The organism is Paramagnetospirillum sp., from assembly GCF_058402745.1.
This window is the reverse complement of sequence record NZ_JBZVFI010000003.1, coordinates 368,079-391,801: the sequence shown is the minus strand read 5'-3', so window position 1 is coordinate 391,801 and position 23,723 is coordinate 368,079. Positions and strand designations below refer to the sequence as shown.

At 67.1% G+C, this 23,723-nt stretch carries 23 protein-coding genes and 1 tRNA gene; 20 read left to right on the top strand and 4 right to left on the bottom strand.

Features of this window, described 5'->3' with window-relative positions; translation table 11 throughout:
* Positions 1-4: 4 nt before the first annotated feature.
* The 10 genes from ACV4UZ_RS02845 to gloA are packed head-to-tail and all read left to right on the top strand — an operon-like array spanning position 5 to position 10,008.
* Positions 5-1,168, top strand: coding sequence for a 1-deoxy-D-xylulose-5-phosphate reductoisomerase (locus tag ACV4UZ_RS02845; protein ID WP_491599422.1), 1,164 nt, complete (start codon positions 5-7; stop codon positions 1,166-1,168).
* Positions 1,169-1,171: 3 nt separating this feature from the next.
* Entirely contained in the window at positions 1,172-2,329 is a 1,158-nt protein-coding gene (rseP, locus tag ACV4UZ_RS02840) for an RIP metalloprotease RseP (RefSeq protein ID WP_491599421.1), read from the top strand.
* 44 nt (positions 2,330-2,373) lie between these two features.
* Positions 2,374-4,641: an outer membrane protein assembly factor BamA gene (gene bamA, locus ACV4UZ_RS02835; protein WP_491599420.1), complete on the top strand. Its 2,268-nt coding sequence runs from the start codon at positions 2,374-2,376 to the stop codon at positions 4,639-4,641.
* Between the two features lie 43 nt (positions 4,642-4,684).
* Positions 4,685-5,326: an OmpH family outer membrane protein gene (locus tag ACV4UZ_RS02830; RefSeq protein ID WP_491599419.1), complete on the top strand. Its 642-nt coding sequence runs from the start codon at positions 4,685-4,687 to the stop codon at positions 5,324-5,326.
* Between the two features lie 4 nt (positions 5,327-5,330).
* A complete protein-coding gene (gene lpxD / locus ACV4UZ_RS02825; RefSeq protein ID WP_491599418.1) occupies positions 5,331-6,350 on the top strand; it encodes a UDP-3-O-(3-hydroxymyristoyl)glucosamine N-acyltransferase in 1,020 nt (339 codons plus the stop codon).
* A 22-nt stretch (positions 6,351-6,372) separates the two neighbouring features.
* Positions 6,373-6,852 (top strand): 3-hydroxyacyl-ACP dehydratase FabZ, encoded by a 480-nt coding sequence (fabZ, locus tag ACV4UZ_RS02820; RefSeq protein ID WP_491599417.1) that lies wholly within the window; start codon positions 6,373-6,375, stop codon positions 6,850-6,852.
* The gene (lpxA, locus tag ACV4UZ_RS02815; RefSeq protein WP_491599416.1) at positions 6,849-7,640 is read left to right on the top strand and encodes an acyl-ACP--UDP-N-acetylglucosamine O-acyltransferase; all 792 of its coding nucleotides are present in this window, start codon (positions 6,849-6,851) and stop codon (positions 7,638-7,640) included. Before fabZ ends, lpxA begins: the two co-directional genes overlap by 4 nt.
* Positions 7,630-8,457 (top strand): LpxI family protein, encoded by an 828-nt coding sequence (locus tag ACV4UZ_RS02810; RefSeq protein WP_491599415.1) that lies wholly within the window; start codon positions 7,630-7,632, stop codon positions 8,455-8,457. The genes lpxA and ACV4UZ_RS02810 overlap by 11 nt, the downstream gene beginning before the upstream one ends.
* Positions 8,451-9,623 (top strand): lipid-A-disaccharide synthase, encoded by a 1,173-nt coding sequence (lpxB, locus tag ACV4UZ_RS02805; protein WP_491599414.1) that lies wholly within the window; start codon positions 8,451-8,453, stop codon positions 9,621-9,623. The genes ACV4UZ_RS02810 and lpxB overlap by 7 nt, the downstream gene beginning before the upstream one ends.
* A complete protein-coding gene (gloA, locus tag ACV4UZ_RS02800) occupies positions 9,616-10,008 on the top strand; it encodes a lactoylglutathione lyase (protein WP_491599413.1) in 393 nt (130 codons plus the stop codon). Before lpxB ends, gloA begins: the two co-directional genes overlap by 8 nt.
* Here gloA and ACV4UZ_RS02795 read toward each other — a convergent pair.
* Both ACV4UZ_RS02795 and ACV4UZ_RS02790 read right to left on the bottom strand, forming a co-directional pair.
* Positions 10,005-10,652: a DsbA family oxidoreductase gene (locus ACV4UZ_RS02795; RefSeq protein ID WP_491599412.1), complete on the bottom strand. Its 648-nt coding sequence runs from the start codon at positions 10,650-10,652 to the stop codon at positions 10,005-10,007. The two genes, gloA and ACV4UZ_RS02795, sit on opposite strands and share 4 nt — an antisense overlap.
* A 10-nt stretch (positions 10,653-10,662) precedes the next feature.
* Positions 10,663-11,970, bottom strand: coding sequence for a diguanylate cyclase domain-containing protein (locus ACV4UZ_RS02790; RefSeq protein WP_491599411.1), 1,308 nt, complete (start codon positions 11,968-11,970; stop codon positions 10,663-10,665).
* A 164-nt stretch (positions 11,971-12,134) separates the two neighbouring features.
* Between ACV4UZ_RS02790 and ACV4UZ_RS02785 the strand changes: the two genes are divergently transcribed.
* The 7 genes from ACV4UZ_RS02785 (at position 12,135) to ACV4UZ_RS02755 (ending at position 18,810) form a co-directional block, all read left to right on the top strand.
* Complete coding sequence (locus ACV4UZ_RS02785) at positions 12,135-12,986, top strand: aldo/keto reductase family protein (RefSeq protein ID WP_491599410.1); 852 nt, start codon at positions 12,135-12,137, stop codon at positions 12,984-12,986.
* Positions 12,987-13,113: 127 nt separating this feature from the next.
* Positions 13,114-14,175 carry a GDP-mannose 4,6-dehydratase gene (gmd, locus tag ACV4UZ_RS02780; RefSeq protein ID WP_491599409.1) on the top strand — a complete coding sequence of 354 codons (1,062 nt, stop codon included), beginning with the start codon at positions 13,114-13,116 and terminating at the stop codon, positions 14,173-14,175.
* Positions 14,129-15,121, top strand: a complete 993-nt coding sequence (locus ACV4UZ_RS02775) for a GDP-L-fucose synthase family protein (RefSeq protein ID WP_491599408.1) — start codon at positions 14,129-14,131, stop codon at positions 15,119-15,121. The genes gmd and ACV4UZ_RS02775 overlap by 47 nt, the downstream gene beginning before the upstream one ends.
* Before the next feature lie 44 nt (positions 15,122-15,165).
* Entirely contained in the window at positions 15,166-15,762 is a 597-nt protein-coding gene (locus tag ACV4UZ_RS02770; protein ID WP_491599407.1) for a hypothetical protein, read from the top strand.
* The gene (locus ACV4UZ_RS02765; RefSeq protein ID WP_491599406.1) at positions 15,759-17,243 is read left to right on the top strand and encodes a glycosyltransferase; all 1,485 of its coding nucleotides are present in this window, start codon (positions 15,759-15,761) and stop codon (positions 17,241-17,243) included. The genes ACV4UZ_RS02770 and ACV4UZ_RS02765 overlap by 4 nt, the downstream gene beginning before the upstream one ends.
* A gap of 2 nt (positions 17,244-17,245) precedes the next feature.
* Complete coding sequence (locus tag ACV4UZ_RS02760) at positions 17,246-17,974, top strand: class I SAM-dependent methyltransferase (RefSeq protein ID WP_491599405.1); 729 nt, start codon at positions 17,246-17,248, stop codon at positions 17,972-17,974.
* Entirely contained in the window at positions 17,971-18,810 is an 840-nt protein-coding gene (locus ACV4UZ_RS02755) for an FkbM family methyltransferase (protein ID WP_491599404.1), read from the top strand. The genes ACV4UZ_RS02760 and ACV4UZ_RS02755 overlap by 4 nt, the downstream gene beginning before the upstream one ends.
* On the opposite strand, the gene ACV4UZ_RS02750 is transcribed toward ACV4UZ_RS02755, so the two are convergent.
* The gene (locus ACV4UZ_RS02750; RefSeq protein ID WP_491599403.1) at positions 18,788-20,419 is read right to left on the bottom strand and encodes a hypothetical protein; all 1,632 of its coding nucleotides are present in this window, start codon (positions 20,417-20,419) and stop codon (positions 18,788-18,790) included. The genes ACV4UZ_RS02755 and ACV4UZ_RS02750 overlap by 23 nt on opposite strands.
* A 201-nt stretch (positions 20,420-20,620) precedes the next feature.
* A tRNA-Ser gene (locus tag ACV4UZ_RS02745) sits at positions 20,621-20,710 on the bottom strand.
* 91 nt (positions 20,711-20,801) lie between these two features.
* On the opposite strand from ACV4UZ_RS02745, the gene ACV4UZ_RS02740 reads away from it, so the two are divergent.
* The 3 genes from ACV4UZ_RS02740 to ACV4UZ_RS02730 all read left to right on the top strand — a co-directional run bounded on the left by ACV4UZ_RS02740 (position 20,802) and on the right by ACV4UZ_RS02730 (position 23,705).
* Entirely contained in the window at positions 20,802-21,602 is an 801-nt protein-coding gene (locus ACV4UZ_RS02740; RefSeq protein ID WP_491599402.1) for a YdcF family protein, read from the top strand.
* Between the two features lie 89 nt (positions 21,603-21,691).
* Positions 21,692-22,693, top strand: a complete 1,002-nt coding sequence (locus tag ACV4UZ_RS02735) for a lytic murein transglycosylase (RefSeq protein WP_491599401.1) — start codon at positions 21,692-21,694, stop codon at positions 22,691-22,693.
* A gap of 40 nt (positions 22,694-22,733) precedes the next feature.
* Positions 22,734-23,705 carry a septal ring lytic transglycosylase RlpA family protein gene (locus ACV4UZ_RS02730; protein WP_491599400.1) on the top strand — a complete coding sequence of 324 codons (972 nt, stop codon included), beginning with the start codon at positions 22,734-22,736 and terminating at the stop codon, positions 23,703-23,705.
* Positions 23,706-23,723: the final 18 nt, after the last annotated feature.

Here is a 23,723-nt window from a genome sequence, read left to right as displayed (position 1 = left end):
TGCGATGAGCGGGCGCAAGAGTGTCACCATTCTGGGCTCGACGGGGTCCATCGGCTGCAACACCGTGGATCTGGTCGAGCGCCGTCCCGACCTCTACAGGGTCGAGGCGCTGGTTGCCAACTCGCGGGTTGACATCCTGGCCGAGCAGGCCCGGAAGCTGAAGGCCAAGCTGGCCGTGGTCGCCGACCAGGGGGCCTATGGCGCGCTCAAGGCCGCCCTGGCGGGGACCGGCATCGAGGTCGCCGCCGGTCCCGAGGCGGTGGTCGCCGCCGCCGAACTGCCCGCCGAATGGGTGATGGCCGCCATCGTCGGCGCCGCCGGCCTGGCGCCCACCCTGGCCGCGGTTCGGCGCGGCGCGGTGGTCGGTCTGGCCAACAAGGAGTGTCTGGTCTGCGCCGGCCAGCTGATGATGGCCGAGGTGGAGAAGCACGGCGCCACCCTGTTGCCGGTGGATTCCGAACATTCGGCCATCTTCCAGGTATTCGAGGCCGACCAGCACGACAAGATCGAGAAGATCATCCTCACCGCCTCGGGTGGGCCGTTCCGCACCAAGACCCGCGAGTTCATGGCCGACGTCACGCCGGAACAGGCGGTGGCCCATCCCAACTGGTCCATGGGCGCCAAGATCTCGGTGGATTCGGCCTCCATGTTCAACAAGGGGCTGGAACTGATCGAAGCCCACCATCTGTTCGACATGCCCGAGGACAAGATCGACATCGTGGTTCATCCCCAGTCGGTGATTCATTCGCTGGTGGCCTATGTGGACGGTTCGGTGCTGGCCCAGCTGGGCTCGCCCGACATGCGCACCCCCATCGCCTATGCGCTGGGCTGGCCCAACCGCATCGAGGCACCGGCGCCCAAGCTCAATCTGGCCGAGATCGCCACCCTGACCTTCGAGGCGCCCGATCCGGTGCGTTTCCCGTCGCTGCGCCTGGCGCGCGAGGCGCTGCGTGCCGGCGGGTCGGCGGCGGCGGTGATGAACGCCGCCAACGAGATGGCGGTGGCCGCCTTCCTGGGCCGCCGCATCGGCTTCCTGGATATCGCCTCCATCGTCGAGCGCACCGTGGCCGGCGTGAAGCATTGCGAGCTGGCCGGCATCGACGACGTCCTGGCCCAGGATGCCGAGGCGCGTCGCTTCGCGTCCGCCCTGATCGACGGCGGTCGCTAGGCCATGGATCTTTCCAGCCTGCTCAACAGCGTGCTGCACGGCGTGTGGTATTACGTGGTCATCTTCCTGGCCATCCTGACCGTCGTGGTGTTCGTCCATGAACTGGGGCATTACCTCGTGGCCCGCTGGAATGGCGTCAAGGTCGAGGTGTTCTCCATCGGCTTCGGGCCGGAGGTCTGGGCGCGGGTCGCCGCCGACGGCACCCGCTGGCGCATCGGGCTGCTGCCGCTCGGCGGCTACGTCAAGATGTTCGGAGACGCCGACGCCGCTTCGGCCACCGCCAGCGATCAGCCCATGAGCGAGGCGGAGCGGGCGCAGGCCTTCAGCCACAAGCGGGTGGGCCAGCGCGCCGCCATCGTGGCGGCCGGACCGGCGGCCAATTTCCTGTTCGCCATTCTCGGCCTGATGGGGATGTTCATGGTGCTGGGCCAGCCGGTGACCCAGCCGGTGATCGGCATGGTTCACCCCGGCACCGCCGCCGAGGCCGCCGGCCTGAGGGGCGGTGACCGCGTCACCGCCATCAACGGCCGCGCCGTCGAGCGCTTCCAGGATATCCAGCGGATCGTGCGGCTGGAGATCGAGCAGGACCTGACCCTGTCGGTCCGGCGTGGCGACAGGGAATTCGAGGTGTCCGCCCGGCCGCGCGTCATTTCGCGCAAGGGTGTGTTCGGCGGCATGGAGAAGGTGCCGGTCCTGGGCATATCCGCCGACCCGGCCAGCACCGCGGTGGTCCGGCACGGCCCGGTCTCCGCCCTGGGCGAGGCCCTGGCCGAGACGGAGAACATGGTGCGCTCCACTTTCATCGGCATCGGCCAGATGATCAACGGCACCCGCGACACCGACGAATTGGGCGGACCGATCCGCATCGCCAAGGGAGCAGGGGAAGCGGCACAGCTCGGGCTGGCCAGTGTAGTCTTCTACACCATTCTCCTGTCGCTCAATCTTGGTCTGATCAACCTTTTCCCTATTCCGGTTCTCGATGGCGGTCATCTAATGTTTTACGCCGTCGAGGCCGTTCTTGGCCGCCCCCTGGGAGAGAAGGCCCAAGAATATGGTTTCCGAATCGGGTTGTTTCTGGTATTGGCCTTGATGGTCTTTGCCACCCGCAACGACCTTGTGTCGCTGCCGGTCTGGGATATGGTGAAGCGGCTGTTTTCGTGAGCCGGGTCCGAACGGGCGGTATCGCGAAGTCAAGGGGGGCCTGGATGCGTTTCGTGCTGTGGACCGCTGTACTGCTGGGCTTGATCGCCGGCACGACGCCGGCATACGCCCAGGACGGCGGGCGAATTCGCTCCATCTCCATTCAGGGGACCCAGCGTATCGAGCTCGAGACGGTCAAGTCGTACATGACCATCGCCGAGGGCGACCTGTACGACACCGACCGCGTCAACCGCTCGCTGAAGGCGCTGTTCAACACCGGACTGTTCCAGGACGTGACCATCCGCCGCGAGGGGGACCAGCTGGTGGTCCGCGTGGTGGAAAATCCGATCATCAACCGGATCGCCTTCGAGGGGAACAACCGCATCAAGGACGAGCAGCTGAACTCGGAAATCCAGCTGCGCCCCCGCACCGTCTACACCCGCTCCAAGGTCCAGTCCGACGTCAAGCGCCTGCTGGAGCTTTACCGCCGGTCGGGCCGCTTCGCCGCCACGGTGGAACCCAAGATCATTCAGCTGGAGCAGAACCGCGTCGATCTGGTCTACGAGATCAGCGAGGGCCAGCCCACCTATGTGCGTCGCATCGCCTTCGTCGGCAACAAGCGCTACGACCAGGACAAGCTGCGCGAGGTGCTGCAGACCAAGGAAGAGCGCTGGTACCGTTTCCTGAGCAGCGACGACACCTATGATCCCGACCGGGTGACCTATGACCGCGAATTGTTGCGCCGCTTCTACCTGAAGCGCGGCTTCGCCGATTTCCGGGTCAGCTCGGCCATCGCGGAGCTGACGCCGTCGCGGGAAGGCTTCTTCATCACCTATACCATCGACGAGGGCGAGCGCTACAAGTTCGGAACCTCGACCATCGACGCCAATCTGCGCGACCTGAAGCCCGAGGATCTCCAGCCGCTGCTGATCAGCGAGCCGGGCGAGTGGTACGACGCGGACCAGGTGGAAGACATCGTCCAGAAGCTGACCGACGCGGTGGGCACCAAGGGCTATGCCTTCGTGGACGTCAAGCCTCAGGTGCACCGCAATCGCGAAACGCAGACCATCGACATCACCTACAACATCCAGGAAGGCCCGCGCGTCTTCGTCGAGCGCATCGACATCTCCGGCAACGTCCGGACCCTGGACGAGGTGATCCGCCGCGAATTCCGGCTTGTCGAGGGCGATGCCTTCAATTCCGCCAAGCTGCGCCGCTCGCGCCAGCGCCTTAAGGACCTCAATTTCTTCGAGAAGGCCGAGGTCACCAACATCCCGTCCGATACCGCCCCGGATCGCACCATCATCAAGGTGGACGTCCAGGAGAAATCGACCGGCGAGCTGACCTTCGGCGTCGGCTGGGCCTCGTCGGCCGGACCGATCATCGAGGCGTCCCTGCGGGAACGCAATCTGCTGGGTCGTGGCCAGGACCTGCGTCTGGGCGCCGGCCTCGGCACCAAGCGCAGCAACCTCGACCTGTCCTTCACCGAGCCCTATTTCATGAATCGCGAGGTCTCGGCAGGCTTTGACGCCTTCATCATCGACCGCAAGCTGCAGCGTGAAAGCTCGTACGATTCCTCGTCCATCGGCGGCGACGTCCGGGCGGGCTACCGCCTGTCCGAGAACCTGCGCCAGGACTGGATGTACACCCTGAAGCAGGACACGGTGAAGGGCGTCAACAGTTCCTCCATCTACATCCAGGAGCAGATCGGCTCGAGGGTCAGTTCCGTCATCGGACAGACCCTGCTTTACGATCGCCGGGATTCCCGCATGGAACCCACCGAAGGCTACTTCATCCGTCTGGGAACGGAAGCGGCCGGTCTGGGTGGCGACGTGCGCTATCTGCGCGGCATGCTGAGCGCCGGACAGTACTACACCCTGACAGACAAGTGGGTTCTCGGCCTGACCTCCTCGGTCGGCTACATCCACGGCCTTGATCAGCGGGTGCGTATCACCGACCGGTTCTTCGTCGGCGGCGACAACCTGCGAGGCTTCGCCAATGGCGGTATCAGCCCCCGCGACAGCGGTACCGGCGATGCCCTGGGCGGCCTGTGGCAGGCGGTGGGGTCGGCGCAGATCAAGTTCCCCCTTGGCCTGCCCGAGGAGTTCGGCATTTCCGGCCAGGCCTTCACCGACGTGGGCACCATCGGCGAGACGGATACCCGCGACACCGTGTCGGTGAATCAGTCCAGTTCGATCCGTGTCGCTCCGGGCATGGGCGTTGGCTGGAAATCGCCCATGGGGCCGGTTTCCGTCGATCTGGCCTACCCGCTCATGCGGGAAAAGTTCGACAAGAGGGAATTCTTCCGGTTCAACTTCGGAACCAAGTTCTGACCGTGCTCGCGGACGCTTGGCGGGCTCAAGTGGAAGAGATGTCGTGAAGAACAGCGTGTCGCGCCGCCTTGCCCTGGCCGCTCGTCTGGCGTCGCTGTTGCCGATGGCGGCCCTGGCGCTGCTTTTGTCCGGTGGCCCCGCCCTGGCCCAGCGGGCCGGCGGGCTGCCCATGAGCCTGATCATCGTCGATATCCAGCAGGCTCAGCGGGAATCCATGCCGGGCAAGGCCCTGGCCGCCCAGCGCGACAAGTACCAGCAGAACTTCCAGGCCGAATTCAACGCCGCCCGCCAATCCCTGCAGCGCAGCGACCAGGATCTGGCCAAGCAGAAGGGCGCCATGCCGCAGGAAGCCTACGACCAGAAGGTCAAGGCTCTGGAGCTGCAGGTGGTGGCCTTTCAGAACCGGACCCAGATGGCGGTGCGCGCCCTGGAGAAATCCACGGATTCGGCCATGGCGGAGCTGATGAACGCCATTCTGACCATCACCGGCGAGATCGCCGCCGAGATGGGGGCCAATCTGGTCCTGCCCAAGCAGCAGGTGGTCCTGCACGAGCCGCGCATGGACGTCACCGCCCAGGTGATCGAGCGGCTGAACAAGCGGCTGCCGACCGTCAATTTCCCCGTTCCCGAGGTGGATTCCCCTCCGCCGTCGGAGCCCGCCCTCTCAAAGCCCGGCAAGAAGTGACATCATGGCCGATCCGCGTTTCTTTACCAAAGCCGGTCCCTTCACCCTCGCCCAGTTGGCCGAGTCGTCGGGGGCCGCACCGGCCGAGGGTTGCGACCCGGCGGCGGTCTTCACCGACGTGGCGTCGCTGGAACAGGCGGGCGGCGACACCGTCTCCTTCCTCGACAACCGCAAATATGTCGCCGCCTTCCAGGCCAGCAAGGCCGGGCTGTGCGTCGTGGCCCCCGAGATGGCCGAGAAGGCGCCGGCCGGAATGGCGCTGCTGCTGTCGCCCGATCCCTACCGCGCCTATGCCCGCATCGCCCAGGCCTTCTATCCCAATCCGGCGCCCGAACCCTGGGTGGCGCCCACCGCCTGGGTCGACACCTCCGCCAAGGTGGGGGAGGGGTGCCGCATCGAGCCCGGAGCGGTGATCGGCGCCCGGGCCGAGATCGGCGCCCGCTGCCGCATCGGCGCCAACGTGGTGATCGGCGCCGGCGTCGTGCTGGGCGACGATTGCACCATCGGCGCCAACGCCACCCTTTCCCACGCCCTGGTGGGCAACCGGGTCAACATCTATCCCGGCGCGCGCATCGGCCAGGACGGCTTCGGCTTCGCCATGGGGCCGCAGGGCCATCTGAAGGTGCCCCAGCTGGGCCGCGTGGTGATCGGCAACAACGTGGAAATCGGCGCCAATACCACCATCGACCGGGGCGCCGGGCCGGATACGGTGATCGGCGACGGCTGCATGATAGACAACCTCGTCCAGATTGGGCACAACGTGCAGCTGGGACGCGGTTGCGTCATCGTGGCGCAAGTGGGAATCTCGGGCTCGACCCGCATGGGCGACTTCGTCGCGGCGGGTGGCCAGGCCGGCATCACCGGCCATCTGAAGATCGGATCGGGCGCGCGCATCGCCGCCCAGGCCGGCGTGATGCGCGACATCGCGCCGGGCGAGACCGTCGGCGGCGCGCCCGCCGTGCCCATGGCGGACTGGCTGCGCCAGTCGGCCATCCTGGGCAAGATGGCGCGAAAGAAGGGTTAAGGTCAAAGGCAGGACGCGTGTAATGGATACCGCCAACAACGACCAGGCGACCGACCTGGGCAAGGTCATCGACATCAGCCGGATCATCCAGATGATTCCGCACCGCTATCCGTTCCTCATGGTGGACCGGGTGGTACAGGTGGTGGCCAATGAAAGCGCCGTGGGCATCAAGAACGTCACCATCAACGAGCCGTTCTTCCAGGGCCATTTCCCGTCGCGCCCGGTGTTCCCCGGCGTGCTGATCATCGAGTCCATGGCCCAGACGGCGGCCGTGCTGGTGGTCGAGACCCTGGGGGTCGAGGCCGAGGGCAAGCTGGTCTATTTCATGAGCGTCGAGAACTGCCGGTTCCGCAAGCCGGTCGGCCCCGGCGACCAGTTGATGATCCACGTCTTCAAGGAACGGTCGCGCGGCAACGTCTGGAAGTTCCGGGGCGAAGCCAAGGTCGATGGAACCCTTGTCGCCGAAGCCACCTATGCCGCCATGATCCTGGACGAGAAATGACCAACATCCATCCTTCGGCCGTCGTCGATTCCAAGGCGGAGATCGCCGAATCGGCGGTCATCGGCCCGTTCTGCGTGGTTGGCCCCGACGTCAGGCTGGGCGAATCGGTGGAACTGGTGTCCCATGTGGCGGTGGCGGGGCGCACCACCATCGGGGCGGGGACCCGCATCTTCCCCTTCGCCTCCATCGGCCACCGGCCCCAGGACCTCAAGTACAAGGGCGAGCCTTCGACCCTGGAGATCGGGGCCAACAACCAGATCCGCGAACACGTCACCATGAATCCCGGCACCGAGGGCGGCGGCATGCTGACCAAGGTGGGCGACAACTGCCTGTTCATGGCCAGCGCCCACGTGGCCCACGACTGCATCCTGGGCGACAACGTCATCATGGCCAACAACGCCACCCTGGCCGGCCATGTGACGGTGGGCGAGTACGCCTTCCTGGGCGGGCTGTCGGCGGTGCACCAGTTCGTGCGCATCGGCCGCCACGCCATGATCGGCGGAATGTCGGGAGTCGAGGCCGACGTCATCCCCTTCGGCATGGTGATCGGCAACCGCGCCTATCTCAACGGCCTGAACATCGTGGGGCTCAAGCGTCGCGGCTTCTCGCGCGACGACATCCACACGCTCCGCAATGCCTACCGCCTGATGTTCGCGCCGGAGGGCACGCTGGCCGAGCGGCTCACCGACGTGGAGGAGCAGTTCAAGGACCATCCGGTGGTGATGGAAATCGTCGCCTTCATCCGCTCGGATTCGTCGCGTTCCCTCAGCACGCCGAATGGCAGCTAAACTCGGCATCATCGCCGGCGGCGGCGATCTGCCCGGGCTGGTCGCCGCCGCCTGCCGCGCCCAGGGGCGCCCCTATCACGTCCTTGCCCTTTCCGGCCATGCCGATCCCACGGTGATCGGCGACGATTCGCCCCAGGACTGGATCCGTCTGGGCGAGGCGGGAACCGGTTTCGAGCGCCTGCGCCGGGCCGGTGTCGCCGAAGTGGTGATGATCGGCCCGGTCCGCCGTCCGTCCCTGCTGGAATTGGCTCCCGATTTCCGCACCGCCCGCTTCTTCGCCCGGGTGGGGCTGAAGGCCCTGGGCGACGATGGCCTGCTGCGCGCCGTCGCCGCCGAACTGGAAGGCGAGGGCTTCAAGGTGGTGGGGGTGGACGATGTGCTGTCCGACTGCCTCGCCATTCCCGGCCCCTACGGCACCCTGTCGCCCGACGAGCAGGCGAGCGCCGACATCGGGCGCGGCGTTCAGGTGGCGCGCGGCCTGGGAGCCCTCGACGTGGGACAGGCGGTGGTGGTGCAGCAAGGCATCGTGCTGGGGGTCGAGGCCATCGAGGGCACCGACAATCTGCTGCGCCGCTGCGGCCCCCTGGCCCGAGATGGCGTTGGCGGCGTGCTGGTCAAGCTGAAGAAGCCGGGCCAGGACCGCCGCATCGATCTGCCCACCATCGGGCTCACCACCCTGCGCGAGGCGGCCGCGTCGGGCCTGCGCGGCATCGCGGTGGAGGCGGGGGGCGCCCTGGTGCTGGGCCGCGGCTCCATGGCCGCCGAGGCCGATCGCCTGGGCCTGTTCGTGGTCGGCATCGAGTTGCCTCCATGCTGATCTATCTCATTGCCGGCGAGCCTTCCGGCGACCTGCTGGGCGGGCGGCTGATGGCGGCCTTGAAGGAACGGCTGGGCGACGGCGTGACCTTCGCCGGAATTGGCGGGGAAGGCATGCGGGCGGAGGGGCTGCAATCGCTGTTCCCCATGACCGAACTGTCGGTGATGGGGCTGGTGGAAGTCCTGCCCCGCATCCCAAGGATTCTCCGGCGGGTGGGAGAGACCCTTTCCGATATCGAAACGAAGCGGCCGGACGCCCTGATCACCATCGATTCCTGGGGGTTCAACGGCCGTATCCACTCTGGGCTGAAGAAGCGGGGCTCCTCCGTCCCGCGCATTCACTACGTGGCCCCCATGGTGTGGGCCTGGAAGTCGGGACGGACCAAGACCCTGGCCCGGGTGCTGGACCTGCTGCTCACCCTGTTGCCCAACGAGCCCGCCTGGTTCGAGAAGGAGGGGCTTCGCACCCTGCATGTGGGCCATCCGGTGATCGAGGGGCCGGCCGCCAGGGGCGACGGGGCGGCCTTCAGGGCCCGGCACGGCCTGGCGACGGACGCCCGGCTGCTCTGCGTCCTGCCGGGCAGCCGCCATTCCGAGACGGCCAAGTTACTGGGGCCGTTCGGCCAGACCATGGCGTTGCTGGCCCAGCGCTTTCCCGACCTGATCCTGGTGGTGCCCACCGTCGAGACCGTGGCCGAGGACGTGGGCCGCGCGGTCCAGTCATGGCCATTGCCCGCCATCGTGGTACGCGGACCGGAGAAATACGACGCCTTCGCCGCCTGCGACGCCGCCCTGGCCGCGTCGGGCACCGTGGCGCTGGAACTGGCCATGGCCCGGCTGCCGGCGGTGATCACCTACAAGGTCTCACCGCTGTCGGCCTTCATCGCCACCCGTTTCCTGGGCCTCAGCCTCAAATTCGTCACCCTCGTCAACATCCTGGTTGACGAGGCGGTGATGCCGGAACTGCTGCAGGACGATTGCCGCCCCGAAAGGCTGGCGGCGGCGGTGGAGCATCTGCTGACCGACGAGGCGGCCCGCGCCCTGCAGGCGGCCGGCGCCCGCCGCGCCCTGGAAAAGCTGGGTCTGGGTGGTGAAAGCCCGGGCCGGCGCGCCGCCGACGCGGTGATCGGGTTCATCAAGGCACGCAAGGAGCAAAGTCATGGCTGACTGGCGTTTTCTCCACACCATGATCCGGGTCGGCGACCTGGACCGCTCCATCGACTTCTATACCCGCCTGCTGGGCATGACGCTGCTGCGGCGCACCGATTACCCCGAGGGGCGCTTCACCCTGGCCTTCGTCGGCTATGGCGAGGAAGCCTCGAACACGGTGATCGAGCTGACCCACAACTGGGATACGGCCTCCTACGATCTGGGCGGCGGTTTCGGCCATCTGGCCCTGGGGGTGCCCGACATCTACAAGGCCTGCGCCGGTCTGGAGGCGGCAGGCGCCAGGATCGTGCGGGCGCCGGGTCCCATGAAGCACGGCTCGACCGTCATCGCCTTCGTCGAGGACCCGGACGGCTACAAGATCGAGCTGATTCAGAAGGGCTAGCTGAACGCCGCTTCCGGCTGGCTTTCGCGCACGATGTCGATCAGGCGCAGCAGGATGTCCGGCTCCTGGGCGCCGGCCAGGGCGTAGGCTCCGTCGAGAATCAGGCAGGGCACGCCGTTGACGCCCAGGCGATGGGCGCGGGCATTGTCGTTGAGCACCCCGACGGCATCGGCATCCGAGGACAGATAGGTGAGCAACGGGGCGCGCTCCAGCCCGAACGCGGCGCCGATATCGGCCAGGACCTCCAGATTGCCGATGTCCATTCCCTGACAGAAATAGGCCTGGTAGAGGGCCTCGACCACCTCGGCCTCCCGGCCCGACGAGCCGGCATAGCGGATCAGCCGGTGGGAGTTCAGCGAATTGGGCATGCGGGTGATGGAGTCGAAGTCGAACTCGATGCCCTCGCTCTTGCCGGCGGCGGCCACGGCGGCGTGGACCCGCTGGACGCGGGCGGTGCCGCCGAACTTGCGGTCGAGATAGACCTTGCGGTCGATGCCCTCCGGCGGCAGGTCGGGATTGAGCAGGAAGGGGCGCCAGATGATCCGGACCCGGTTTTCCGGACGCATGGCCAGGGCGCGCTCCAGCCGGCGCTTGCCCACATAGCACCACGGGCAGACGGTATCGAAGACGTACTCGATTCTCACCGCTTTCGCCTCAATCCAGCTTGGCCTGCACCCGGGCCAGCAGCGAGTCCAGCGTATCGGTAGTCTTGGCGTCGGTGCAAGCCACCTGAACCCAGACCTTGACCGGCTGATAGACCTCGCGCACCGCGAAATCGGTATAGGCCAGCACGCCGGCGATGCGATGCATCACCACCTCGGCCTCCACGGTGGGGGTGTCGGGCAGCACCACGCAGAACTGGTTCTTGGCGTAGAGCGCGGTCAGATCCTCGGCCCGCAGCAGGCCGGTGATCCACTGGCCCAGCTGTTGGGCCAGATGCTCGGCGGCGTCGTCGCCGAAATGGCTGCGCACCCCCTCGATATTGGGAATGTAGAAGAACACCACGGCCAGGTGGCGGTCATGGGTCTTGGCGATTTCCAGCCGTTCGCCCAGATAGGAATCGAGATAGGCCCGGCTGTAGACCCCGGTCAGCGGGTCGCGGGTCCGTTCGGTCAGGCTTTCGTACAGGGCGGCGCGGATGGACCAGCGCAATTGCTGGCGGCGCACCATGCTGAGCACCGAAGCCCGCAGGATTCCGGAATCCAAAGGCCGCGGCAGCACCCGGCTGGCGCCCCGGCGGTAGATCTCGGCCGCCGCGACGCCCTTGTCCACCACCACCACCATGGGCAGGTTGAACAGACGCGGATTGTTGCGGACCTGGGAGGCGAAGGCGAGATAGCCCTCGATCTCGCTGTCGGTGGTGACCACGGCGGCGTCGAAATTGCGGTGCTCCAGCAGGCTTTCGGCGTCGTAGAGATTGGCGCTGCTGATCACCTCGGCCGAGGCGCCGAGGATGGCGCCCACCCCGTCGCGGTCATGGCCGACCACCAGGATGCAGGGCCGGGTTCCGTCCTGCACCGTGGCCCTTTCGCGGGCGGTCACCCCGAACGCCTGGGCGGCACAGGCGCGGTGGCGCAGCTCGGCGTGCATGGTGGCGAGGCGGACCAGGGGACGCAGGCGCGACAGCAGTTCCACGTCGTCATCCTGCATGGAGATGGTGTCGTCCAGACCGGCGGCATAGGCCTTCTCCGCCGAGTCCGGCGTCACCTTGTCCACCAGCAGCACCATGGGAATGTCGGCCAGCAGGGCTTCATGCTTGAGAAAGGCGCCAAGGCCGATCGGATCCTCGCCCGCGTCGCCCACCAGGATCAGGTCCGGGTGTTCGTCGCGCGCCAATTGCAGCACTTGCTCGCGGCTGGCCGCATGCATGGCGTGATAGCCGTTGTGCGACAGACGCGCCAAGACCGCTTCGGCGGCCCCCGTATCGGCATGGGCTACGATGACGTTGGCCAGACGGATCATGGGGATTGAACCTTCGATTGCAGAATCATGCCCCAGCATAATACGGATCGCCGTCCGCCATAAGGGGGTATGACCTCGGTGTCGCGAGGACGGCGAAAGGATTGGCTTGACTCGCCGGCGAGGGGGAACGATCTCAATCTGGACGCATAGGGCAGGGGGACGACATGATGGCAGCCGACCGGACCTGGACGTCCAGCCAGGGCGTCGCCATGCCGCCGATCATCTATGGCACCGCCTGGAAGAAGGAGCGGACCGCCGGTCTGGTCGAACTGGCCCTTGCCCAGGGGTTCCGCGGCATCGACACCGCCTGCCAGCCCAGGCATTACGACGAGGCCGGGGTGGGGGCGGGGCTGGCCGCCGCCCTGGCCAAGGGCTTGCGCCGCGACGAGGTCTACCTCCAGACCAAGTTCACGCCCTTGGGCGGCCACGACCCCCAGCGCATTCCCTACGACCCCTCGGCGCCCCCCGGCGTCCAGGTGACGCAATCCTTCGAACGCTCGCGGATGAACCTTGGGGTGGACGTCCTGGACGGGCTGGTGCTGCATTCCCCCTTGCCCGATCCCGCCCAGTTCCGCGAGGTCTGGGCCGCCATGGAGGCCATCTTCGATTCCGGCGGCGCGCGGCAGCTGGGGATCAGCAATTGCTACGATCCCGAGGTTTTCCGCCACCTCTGCGAGACCTCCCGCGTCAAGCCGGCCATCGTGCAGAACCGCTTCTACGCCGCCACCGGCTTCGACCGCATCCTGCGGGATTATTGCCGCCGGCACGGTATCCTCTACCAGAGCTTCTGGACGCTGACCGCCAACCCCGACATCCTGGCCCACGACACGGTCCGGGCCCTGGCGGCCAGGCACCGCCGCACCACCGCCCAGATCTTCTTCCGCTTCCTCGGCCAGAGCGCCATCATCCCGCTCACCGGCACGTCCTCGGCCGACCACATGCGGGAAGACCTCCAGATCATGGATTTCGCGCTGGCTGAGGAGGAGTGCGACGCGGTGAGGGCCTTGCTCGGCTGATTCGTCCCCGCGCCCCGTGCCCGCCGGCATCTTGCTCTTCGCAAAGGTTGCCGCTGTCAACAGAAGGGCTGATACGGTAGTGTCACCGCGCGAATTGTAGCGTTTTGCCGAGCGAGAGGACCCATTGGTGCGACAGAAGACGGCCCTGATTACGGGCATTACCGGACAGGACGGTGCGTATCTGGCCGAATTGCTGCTTGAAAAAGGCTATGTGGTCCACGGCATCAAGCGCCGGTCCTCGTCCTTCAACACCGGGCGAATCGATCACCTCTATCAGGACCCCCACCAGGATGACGGGCGCTTCCGTCTTCATTACGGCGATCTGACCGATTCCACCAACCTGATCCGGATCATCCAGCAGGTTCAGCCCGACGAGATCTACAACCTGGCGGCCCAGAGTCACGTCCAGGTCAGCTTCGAGACGCCGGAATACACCGCCAATGCCGATGGGCTGGGCCCGCTGCGCATCCTGGAGGCTATCCGCATCCTCGGCATGGAGGAGCGGGTGCGCTTCTACCAGGCCTCCACCTCCGAGTTGTACGGCGGCATCGGCGCCGAGCCCCAGGACGAGGACACTCCCTTCTGTCCCCGCAGCCCCTATGCCGCCGCCAAGCTGTATGCCTACTGGATCTGCGTGAATTATCGCGAGGCCTATGGATTGCACGCCTCGAACGGCATCCTGTTCAACCATGAGAGCCCGATCCGCGGCGAAACCTTCGTCACCCGCAAGATCACGCGGGCGGTAGCCGCCATCCATCTCGGCCGACCGGAGCGGTTGTACCTGGGCAACCTGGACGCGCGCCGCGACTGGGGCCACGCCCGCGACTATGTTCGCGGCATGTGGCTGATGCTGCAGCAGCCCCGGGCGGATGATTACGTGCTGGCCACCGGCGAGGTCCACAGCGTGCGGGAGTTTGTTGAACTGGCTTTCGCCCGTGTGGGGCGCGGCATCGACTGGACGGGCTCGGGGATGGGGGAGAAGGGGCTGGACCGGGCCACCGGACAGGTGCTCGTCGAGATCGACCCCCGCTATTTCCGCCCCACCGAGGTCGACTACCTGCAGGGCAACCCGGCCAAGGCCCGCCGGGTGCTGGGCTGGACCCACGAGTGTTCGTTCGAGACCCTGGTGAGTGAAATGGTCGATGCCGACCTGGAAGAAGCGGCGGGAAGGATGGGCGGTCGTGGCTGATACGAGCTATTCCCTCGCCGGCAAACGGGTGTTCGTCGCCGGTCATGGTGGCATGGCCGGCGGAGCCATCGTCCGCCGTCTGGCGTCCGAGAATTGCGAGATCCTGACGGTCGGCCGCCGGCATCTGGACCTGCGCCGGCAGTCCGAGGTGGAAGCGTGGATGGACCGCCATCGCCCCCAGGCGGTCTTCGTGGCCGCCGCCACGGTGGGCGGCATCATCGCCAATTCCACCCGGCCGGCCGAGTTCCTTTACGATAACCTGGCCATCGAGACCAATCTGATCCATGCCGCCTATGGCTGCGGAGTGGAAAAGCTGATGTTTCTCGGCTCGTCCTGCATCTATCCGCGCATGGCGCCCCAGCCCATGACCGAGGAGGCGCTGCTCACGGGGCCGCTGGAGCCCACCAACGAGTGGTATGCCGTCGCCAAGATTGCCGGCATCAAGATGTGCCAGGCCTATCGCCGCCAGTACGGCTGCGACTTCATCTCGGCCATGCCCACCAACCTTTACGGCCTGGGCGACCGCTACGATGTCGTCCAGGGTCACGTGGCGGCCGCCCTGATCATGAAGATTCACGCCGCCAAGATGGCCCAGGCCCCCACGGTGGAACTGTTCGGCACCGGATCGCCCCTGCGGGAGTTCCTGTTTTCCGAGGACCTGGCCGATGGAGTGGTGTTCCTGATGAAGCACTATTCCGGCGAGGCTCACGTGAACCTGGGAACCGGACGCGAGATTTCCATCGCCGCCCTTGCCGAGATGATCGCCAAGACTATCGACTACCGGGGACGCTTCGTCTATGACACCAGCAAGCCGGACGGGGTGCCGCGCAAGCTCCTGGACGTCTCCCGCATGACCGCCATGGGCTGGACCGCGAGGACCGATATGGCCGAAGGGCTGCGCGAGGCCTATGCCTGGTACCTGGAGAACGTGGCCGGCGGCGCCTGAGGCCCCAGCCCCTCGCCAATCGCGATAACCGGGCTGAATACGGCGTGGCGCGCCAACCAGAGCTGTGGGAGGAGTACGAGGGCGTGGCCAAGCAGCCGAAATCCGTGGACGATCTGATGTCCGCCCGGTTCGAGACCATCCTGGTCGATGAATCCCAGGGAGTGAGGCTCCTGATTCCCGCCCTCGGCCTGTGCGCCGTCGGCCGCGATGCCGGAGCCGCGCTGGATGAATTGCGGCGCCGCAAGCGCGAATACTTCGAGACCATGATGGCCGCGGGCCGCGCCGATGCCATTCCCGCCCCGGCCGGGGGCGACGGGTGGCTCATGGCCCGGCCCCTGGCCCTGTTCGCGGCCAAGTCCGCCATCGCCGCCCTTGCCCTGGTGGTGGCCGTCTACTCCTCGCTGACCGTGGCTCAGAGCCGGCTGCGCCCGCTGGAGCGTGAACTGCGTCTGGCCGGCCAGGCTTTCTTCAAGGGCGTGGACGAAGGGGTGAGCGGCGTCGCCGATCCCCAGACCGAGAGCCAGAAGAAGACGGCGGCCAAGATCGAGGATGCGCTGACCCGGATGATCGCCACCATTGCCCGCGCCCAGGCCGTCGCGGTCCAGTCGGAAGCCGCCGCCAAGCCAGGGACGGCACGATGATGGGCCGCACTGCCATGTCCGACCGTTCCGGCTCGCGGGGGCGGGCCTGCGCGTCCCGGCGCAAGACGGAGATCCGCGACCACGCGGAACAGCACGCGGCGACCCGCGCCCAATGGGTGGATAAGGCCGAATATTTCCATGCGTCGGACCTGGCCTATCTCCGTTTCCTGATCCCGCCGGGAAAGCGGGTGCTCGATGTCGGTTGCGGCACCGGCGACCTGTTGGCGGCCCTCGAGCCCTCGGAAGGCGTGGGCATCGACCTCAGCCCGGCCATGGTGGAGCAGGCGCGGCAACGCCATCCCGGACTGGAATTCATCGTCGGCGACGCGGAGGACCCGGCCACCCTGGGTGAGCTTCAGGGCCGGGGCTTCGACTTCATCGTGCTTTCCGACACCATCGGGGCGCTGGAGGACTGCCAGTCCACCCTGGAAAGCCTGGCCGGGTTGTGCGACCGCGACACGCGGCTGGTGATCGCCTACCACTCCCAGGTCTGGGGGCCGCTGTTGCGCCTGATGGCGCGGCTCAGACTGAAGATGCCCCAGGTGATCCAGAACGAGCTGAATCCCGACGACATCAACCATCTGCTCGGCCTGGCCGGATTCGACGTGGTGAAGCAGGAGCGCCGCATGTTGATTCCGGCCCGCCTGGGTGGCCTGGGACCGTTCCTCAATTCCTGCCTGGACATGTTGCCCGGCCTTTCCGCCCTGTGCCTGCGCAACTACACGGTGGGGCGCGCGCTGGGCCCGGCGGCGCATCCTCCCCTGTCGGTCAGCGTGATCATCCCCTGCCGCAACGAGGCGGGAAACATCGAAGCCGCCATCCAGCGCCTGCCTCGCTTCGGCCGTGAGCTGGAGGTGATCTTCGTGGAAGGGCACAGCCGCGACGGCACCTGGGAGGAGATTCAGCGGGTGGCGGCCGCCCATGGTGACCGGCTCCCCATCCGCTACGCCCGCCAGGACGGCGTGGGCAAGGGAGACGCCGTGCGCAAGGGCTTCGACATGGCGACGGGCGAGGTGCTGATGATCCTCGACGCCGACCTTACGGTGCCGCCCGAGGACCTGCCCAAGTTCTACGACGCCCTGGTCTCGGGGCGGGGCAATTTCATCAACGGCACCCGGCTGGTCTATCCCATGGAGGATCAGGCCATGCGCTTCCTCAATCATCTGGCCAACCGCGCTTTCGCCCGCATCTTCTCGTGGCTGCTCAACCAACGCATCAGCGACACCCTGTGCGGCACCAAGGTACTTCTGAAAAGCCATTACGACCGCATCGTGGCGGGACGGGCCTATTTCGGAGAGTTCGACCCCTTCGGCGATTTCGACCTGATTTTCGGCGCCAGCCGGGCCAACCTGCGCATCATCGACATCCCGGTGCGCTACGACGCCCGCACCTATGGCGAGACCCAGATCTCACGCTTCCGCCACGGATTGCTGCTGCTGCGCATGGTGATCTTCGCCTTCCGCAAGCTGAAGCTGGTCTAGGCATGACCGCGGCCGAACGGGCTATCGACCGCCATCGCCGGGCCTGGTCCCGCAAGCCCGGGGTCCGGCACGTCTATGCCGATTACCATCGCCACATCCTGAAGGCGTGCAAGCCGGGCAGCATCGTCGAGATCGGCTGCGGCAGCGGTCATCTGGGCGGCTCGGCGCCCGGAATCATCGCCATGGACATCGAGCCCGGCCCCGACGTGGCGGTGGTGGCCGATGCCCACCAGCTGCCGCTCGCCGATGGAGCGGTGGACAATCTCGTGATGCTTGACGTGCTGCACCATCTGGCGCACCCCCGTCGCTTTCTGGCCGAGGCGGCACGGGTGCTGAAGCCGGGAGGGCGGCTGGTGCTGATCGAGCCGGCCATGACGCCTGGGTCCCGGCTGATGTTCGGCCTGTTCCACCATGAACCCTTCGACCTGGGTATGGATCCCCTGGGCGACGCCCCGGTCTGCGGTCCCGATTCCGAGGATGCCAACATGGCGGTGCCGCACCTGTTGTTCAAGACGGCGCCAGAGCGCCTCGAGGCCACGGTTCCCGGCCTGCGCCTCCAGACCACCCGGTTTCTCAGCCTGTGGGCCTATCCGCTGTCGGGAGGGTTCCAGACCTGGTCGCTGCTGCCCGGCTGGCTGGCCCGGCCGCTGCTGCGCCTGGAAGACCTCCTCATGCCCTGGCTGGGGCCGCTTGCCGCCTTTCGCCTGTTCATCGTCTGCGAGCGGACATGATCATTTCCACCGCCACCAAGATCGCCCTTGCCCGCTGGGTCAGCCGGGTGGTGCTGGCCGCGCGCGCGGCCGGCGGGGCCGGTAGCGAAACAATCGTCAGCCGGGGCGGCCTCCGCTGGTCCCTCGACCTCGCCGAGGGTATCGATTTCGCCATCTGGCTGCTGGGCGCCTTCGAGCCGGCCACCCAACGGGCTTATGGCGGCCTGCTGCCGTCGGGCGGCGTCGCCATCGACATCGGCGCCAATATCGGCGCCCACACGCTTCCCCTGGCCAGGGCCGCGGGGCCGGGCGGCAAGGTGCTGGCGGTGGAGCCGACGGCCATGGCCTATGACAAGCTGCGCCGCAATCTTGCCCTCAATCCCGCCCTGGCCGGGCGGGTCACCGCGGTGCAGGCCATGCTGGGAACCGGCGACACGGACGAAGTGCCGCCCGGCATTTTCGCCAGCTGGCCGCTCGAACCGCCGGCCGGGGGCCATCCCCGCCACCTGGGCGTGCGGGTGTCCACGGCGGGCGCGCGGGCCGTCAGCCTCGACGCCCTGGTGGCGGAACAGGAGCTGGAGCGGATCGACGTCATCAAGCTGGACGTGGACGGCTACGAATTCGAGGTGCTGCAGGGCGCCCGGGCCAGTCTAGCCCGCTTTCGCCCCACCATCGTCTTCGAATTGGCGCCTTACACCTTGGCGGAGCGGGGCGTGGAGCCCGAGGCCCCCATCGAGCTGCTGCGCGGGCTGGGCTATCGCTTCGCGGGGCTGGACGGAAGGCTTTGTGGCCGCGACGGGCTGAAGGTTCCCCCCGTTCCAGCCGGCAGCAGCGTCAACTTGCTGGCGCTGCCTTGACCGACGGAGCCTCGCCCGGCACCGGGAACGGCAGCTGGGGCGGCATGGCGGCCCGGTAATAGGGCCAGCAACGGCCGTCTTGGTAATACTCGACGGGCAGAACAGGCGCCCAGGCCAGTTGGCCCTCGCAGAAATGGGCCGCATCGAGATGGGGCGTCACGTAGGCCGTGCCTCCGAAGCGGGCATGGGAATCCGACGCCGCCACCCCCACCGTCAGAGCCACGGCCAGACCGCAGACCGCCAGGGCCGGCCGGCGCTCCCCGTCCTCCAGGTGCCGCCAGCCGGCCGCCACCGCCAGCAGGGCCGTCGGCACCACGAAGATCTCGTACCAGGGCGGCAGGCCGCGCAGGCGGAACAGCACCTCCTCGGCCACGGCCACCGACACCACGGCGGCAACCGCCAGGGCCTGGCGCCGCCGGCCCCTGGCCGTCAGCCACACCGTGAGGGCGCCCGCCAGCAGATAGGGCAATATCCGGGGGAGATTCCACTGTCCGGGCGCCAGGGCCAGGCCGGCCACCGTGCCGACCTGATCGGCCACGGCCCCCAGGAGCCGGCCATAGCCGCGGGCATTCTCGAAATTGCCGTCGTGGACGGTGGAATAGACCTTAAGCGCATCGAGAAAGGCCACCGCCGATCCCAGGTTGCTCAGGTCGCGGTGAAACAGGGAGAACAGCCAACCGCCGGCGAGACCGGCGGCCAGGGAGACGAAGGCCGTCACCAGTCCGTCTACCCCCAGACGGTGGCGGACGACGTAGGCCACCACGGCCAGCGCCACGTAGGCGCCCAGGGCCCAGGTATAAGCGGGAATGCCGCTGCTGCCCATCCGCTTCTCCGCGCCGATCCAGGCGTCGGTGGCCACTGGCAGGGCCAGCAGAACCCCAAGCGCCACCATCAGCACCAGGAGGGAGGGGGAAAGCCGTCGCATGCCGGGCGACGGCCCCTCGATCGTCAGGGCCACCACCGGCAACATGACCAGAGGAATGATCGCCTGCAGCTTGCACAGAACGGCGATCTCGGAAAAGGCGGCGGCGGCGGCCAGCCACAGCCCGGCGCGCGGCAAGGGACGACCGGCGGTGCACAGCAGGCAGGCCAGCGCCGACAGGCAAGCCAGGGCCGAGACCGCTTCGGGACGTAGTGCTATGGCGTGATAGCTGATGCCGTCGCTGGCGGCGATCACCAGGGCCAGCAGCGATGCCAGCACCAAATCGCCACTGAGCCGGCGCGCCCAGGCGACGAATCCGGCCACCACGGCCAGCGCCAGGACGATGGACAGGACCCGGCCGGCGAAGATGGTTCGCGCGAAAGCTTGAATCATGTGTCCCGGCTCTCCCCCCAGATCGGCCAGGCGGGCGGGAACGCCCGTCGCCAGATGGGCCAGCTTCAGCCACCACGAGAGCACCAGGGAATAGCCATACTGGGGATGGTCGAAAAAGCGCTGGGCCTTCCCGGCATTGAGCAGCAGGGCGTTGTAGGCGTAGTGGACGTCGCAGTCCCAGACCTGGGTGAAAGGCCGATGGATGCCGACGGCCAGAGCGAGTGAAACGACGAGGCCGGCGGCCATGGCCCACAATGCCGCGGAAACGGCCAGGGAAAATCGGTTCGTTTTCATTCCCGCCTTTGCCTCGTCACGGGAGCTGCAATCCATCCGGGCTCCCACATGTTCCGGTCTTGCCACCGGTACTCTACACAGGTCGCCGCAAGGCAACATGTCAAAGACTCTATCCCTGACGGTATTCTGGCCGGCATCGACCCCAACGCGGAGGCCTCGGTGTCTGCCGCATTTTGCACAAAAAAAATTTCAATAAGGTGCTGGCGGAAGGGGAGGGATTCGAACCCCCGGACCCCTTGCGAGGCCTGCGGTTTTCAAGACCGCTGCAATAGACCGCTCTGCCACCCTTCCGCTGCTGGTTTGATATCGTCCCCATGGCCCAAGCGCAAGGGGGGACGAAAGGCGGTGACATCGAGGCGGGACGGCGGCAACATGCCGTCCCATGTTCCTGCTGTCCAAACTCGTCGGTTTCGTCACAGATCCCGCCACCATCGTCCTGCTGCTGCTGCTGGCCGGCTGGTTGCTGACCCTGTCGCGGCGCTGGCTGCGGGCGGGGCGGGTGGTTCTCGGCGTCACGCTGCTGACGGTGACCGTTCTGTCGGTGGTCCCGGTGGACCGGTGGATCCTGGCCAGGATGGAGGATCGGTTCAAGGCGCCCGATTCCCTGCCGGACAAGGTGGACGGCATCATCGTGCTGGGCGGGGCGATCGCTTCGGATTTGAGCGCGGCGCGGGGGCAGGTGTCCATCGGCAGCGCCGTGACCCGCCTGACCGCGCTGATTCCCCTGGCGCGGCGCTACCCCGAGGCCCGGCTGGTGTTCAGCGGCGGCTCGGGCAGTCCCTTCAGCCAGGAGCATCGGGAAGCGGATTACGCCCGCATCTTCTACCGCGATATCGGCTTCGATGCGGATCGCATCATCTACGAGCGGGACGCGCGCAACACCCGCGAGAACGCCACGCTGTCCAAGGACCTGATACGGCCCAGGCCGGGCGAGACCTGGCTGCTGATCACCTCGGCCGGGCACATGCCGCGCGCCGTGGGCTGTTTCCGCGCCGTGGACTGGCCGGTAATCCCCATTCCCGTCGATTATTACACCTCCGGGCAATCCCTGCCCTGGTGGACGGAATTGCGCTTCAGCCCCGGCAAGGGGATTTCCGGCCTGGGACCCTTGATTCACGAGGGGCTGGGGTTGGTGATGTACCGCCTGCTGGGCTGGACCGACGCGCTGCTGCCCAAGCCTTGAGATTGCAGTCCTCGGCCAAAGTGTGGCACAACACCCGGATGCTTACCAGATTTGGGGTTAGGCGCATGGCTTGGGCGACGAAATCTTGGATGATGGCCGGATTGGCCGTGGCGTCCCTGGCGCTGGGTGGCTGCGCCGCTTCCGCCGAGGAGCCGGCCGCGCCGGCCGAGACCCAGGTGGCGGTGGCCGATGCCGGCTTCACCGGCTTCCTGGCCGGGGTGCGGGCCGAGGCCCTGGAAAAGGGCATCAGGCCCCAGACCCTGGACCTCGCCCTGTCCAACGTCACCCATATCGACCGGGTGATCGAGCTGGACCGCAAGCAGCCGGAATTCACCCTCTCCTTCAACGAGTATCTGGGCCGCATCGTCACGCCGGCCCGGGTGGAGGAGGGGCGCAGGAAGCTGGCCGAGAACAAGGCGCTGCTCACCGAGATCGAGCGCCGCTACGGCGTGCAGCCGCGCTTCGTGGTGGCGCTGTGGGGCATCGAGACCAATTTCGGCAAGAACACCGGCGGCATGTCGGTGGTGTCGTCGCTGGCGACCCTGGCCTATGACGGGCGGCGCTCCAAGTATTTCCGCACCGAGCTGATGAATGCGCTGACCATCCTCGACCAGGGGCACATTCTGCCCGCCAACATGATCGGCTCGTGGGCCGGGGCCATGGGGCAATGCCAGTTCATGCCGTCCACCTTCCTGAAATTCGCCGTGGACTGGGACGGCGACGGCAAGCGCAACATCTGGACCAACCGCTCCGACGCCCTGGCCTCGGCCGCCAATTACCTGTCGTCGGAAGGCTGGAAGGGCGACCAGACCTGGGGCCGCGCCGTCAGGCTGCCCGCCGATTTCCCGCGGAATCTGCTGGGCGCCGACACCCGCAAGAGCGTCAGGGAATGGGCGGCTCTCGGGGTGAAGGGAAGCGACGGCAAGCCGCTGCCCGCCCGCGACATCACCGCCTCCATCGTCCTGGCGGAAGGCGGCAAGGGGCCAGCCTTCCTGGTCTACGACAATTTCCGCACCATCATGAAGTGGAACCGCTCCACCTTCTTCGCCCTGGCGGCGGGGCATCTTGCGGACCGCATCGGTGGCAAGTAGACTACCACATCTTTGGCCGAGGCAGCGGGGAGGGGACTAGATGTCGCGGAAGACGCGCTTGGCGGCATTGCTGCTGTCCGGAACCCTGCTCTCGGGCTGCGCCGAGATGAACCTGTTCGGCCACATGGCCAAGTCGGTGGGCGGCGACACCCCGCCGCCGCCCTCGGCCTCGGCCGCCACCAACTACAAGGTGGGCAAGCCCTATCAGGTGGCGGGCGTCTGGTACTATCCCCAGGAAGACTTCGCCTATGACGAGACGGGCATCGCCTCGTGGTACGGCCCCAATTTCCACGCCAAGCTGACCGCCAACGGCGAGGTGTTCGACCAGAACGCCGTCACCGCCGCCCACAAGACGCTGCAGATGCCGTCCATCGCCCGGGTGACCAACCTGGAGAACGGCCGATCGATCATCGTGCGCATCAACGACCGCGGCCCCTTCGTCAACGGCCGGATCATCGACCTGTCCCGGCGATCGGCCCAGTTGCTGGGGATCGAGGGCAAGGGCACCGCCAAGGTCCGCGTCCAGGTCCTGCCCGAGGAAAGCCGGGTGCTGGCCGGCAAGCTGAAGCCCGACACCACCGGCAACGAGCCCAAGGTGGCGAGCGCCGCGCCGCGCGGCTCGGTGCAGGCGGAATCCCTGCCGCCGCCGCCCGGCGTCAGGAACGGCGACAACGGCCAGGTGGTGGTGGCTTCGTCGGCCCAGCCCCAGCAGCGCGGCATGACGCCCGAGGCGGTGGAACGCGAGATCGCCACCCAGGAGGTGAAATCGGTGCCGGTGCGCCCCACCTCCATCTATGTCCAGGCCGGCTCCTACGGCCGCCACGACAACGCCAACCGCATGGTGGCCCGCCTGTCCAAGGTGGGCAAGGCCCAGCTGCAGCAGGTCCAGCTTCAGGGCAAGACCCTGTTCCGTGTCCGCCTGGGGCCGGTGGCCAATGTGGAGGAGGCCGACCGCATCCTCGATTCCGTGGTCGCCGCGGGGGCGCAGGACGCCCGCGTGGTCGTCGATTAACAACGAAAAGGCCGATGT

What these genes read in the sequence shown, in the direction of transcription:
- ACV4UZ_RS02845 (WP_491599422.1), top strand. Translation starts at nt 5, where the DNA reads ATGAGCGGGCGCAAGAGTGTCACCATTCTGGGCTCGACGGGGTCCATC.
- rseP (WP_491599421.1), top strand. Translation starts at nt 1,172, where the DNA reads ATGGATCTTTCCAGCCTGCTCAACAGCGTGCTGCACGGCGTGTGGTAT.
- bamA (WP_491599420.1), top strand. Translation starts at nt 2,374, where the DNA reads ATGCGTTTCGTGCTGTGGACCGCTGTACTGCTGGGCTTGATCGCCGGC.
- lpxD (WP_491599418.1), top strand. Translation starts at nt 5,331, where the DNA reads ATGGCCGATCCGCGTTTCTTTACCAAAGCCGGTCCCTTCACCCTCGCC.
- fabZ (WP_491599417.1), top strand. Translation starts at nt 6,373, where the DNA reads ATGGATACCGCCAACAACGACCAGGCGACCGACCTGGGCAAGGTCATC.
- lpxA (WP_491599416.1), top strand. Translation starts at nt 6,849, where the DNA reads ATGACCAACATCCATCCTTCGGCCGTCGTCGATTCCAAGGCGGAGATC.
- ACV4UZ_RS02810 (WP_491599415.1), top strand. Translation starts at nt 7,630, where the DNA reads ATGGCAGCTAAACTCGGCATCATCGCCGGCGGCGGCGATCTGCCCGGG.
- lpxB (WP_491599414.1), top strand. Translation starts at nt 8,451, where the DNA reads ATGCTGATCTATCTCATTGCCGGCGAGCCTTCCGGCGACCTGCTGGGC.
- gloA (WP_491599413.1), top strand. Translation starts at nt 9,616, where the DNA reads ATGGCTGACTGGCGTTTTCTCCACACCATGATCCGGGTCGGCGACCTG.
- ACV4UZ_RS02790 (WP_491599411.1), bottom strand. Translation starts at nt 11,970, where the DNA reads ATGATCCGTCTGGCCAACGTCATCGTAGCCCATGCCGATACGGGGGCC.
- ACV4UZ_RS02785 (WP_491599410.1), top strand. Translation starts at nt 12,135, where the DNA reads ATGATGGCAGCCGACCGGACCTGGACGTCCAGCCAGGGCGTCGCCATG.
- ACV4UZ_RS02775 (WP_491599408.1), top strand. Translation starts at nt 14,129, where the DNA reads ATGCCGACCTGGAAGAAGCGGCGGGAAGGATGGGCGGTCGTGGCTGAT.
- ACV4UZ_RS02765 (WP_491599406.1), top strand. Translation starts at nt 15,759, where the DNA reads ATGATGGGCCGCACTGCCATGTCCGACCGTTCCGGCTCGCGGGGGCGG.
- ACV4UZ_RS02760 (WP_491599405.1), top strand. Translation starts at nt 17,246, where the DNA reads ATGACCGCGGCCGAACGGGCTATCGACCGCCATCGCCGGGCCTGGTCC.
- ACV4UZ_RS02755 (WP_491599404.1), top strand. Translation starts at nt 17,971, where the DNA reads ATGATCATTTCCACCGCCACCAAGATCGCCCTTGCCCGCTGGGTCAGC.
- ACV4UZ_RS02750 (WP_491599403.1), bottom strand. Translation starts at nt 20,419, where the DNA reads ATGAAAACGAACCGATTTTCCCTGGCCGTTTCCGCGGCATTGTGGGCC.
- ACV4UZ_RS02740 (WP_491599402.1), top strand. Translation starts at nt 20,802, where the DNA reads ATGTTCCTGCTGTCCAAACTCGTCGGTTTCGTCACAGATCCCGCCACC.
- ACV4UZ_RS02735 (WP_491599401.1), top strand. Translation starts at nt 21,692, where the DNA reads ATGATGGCCGGATTGGCCGTGGCGTCCCTGGCGCTGGGTGGCTGCGCC.
- ACV4UZ_RS02730 (WP_491599400.1), top strand. Translation starts at nt 22,734, where the DNA reads ATGTCGCGGAAGACGCGCTTGGCGGCATTGCTGCTGTCCGGAACCCTG.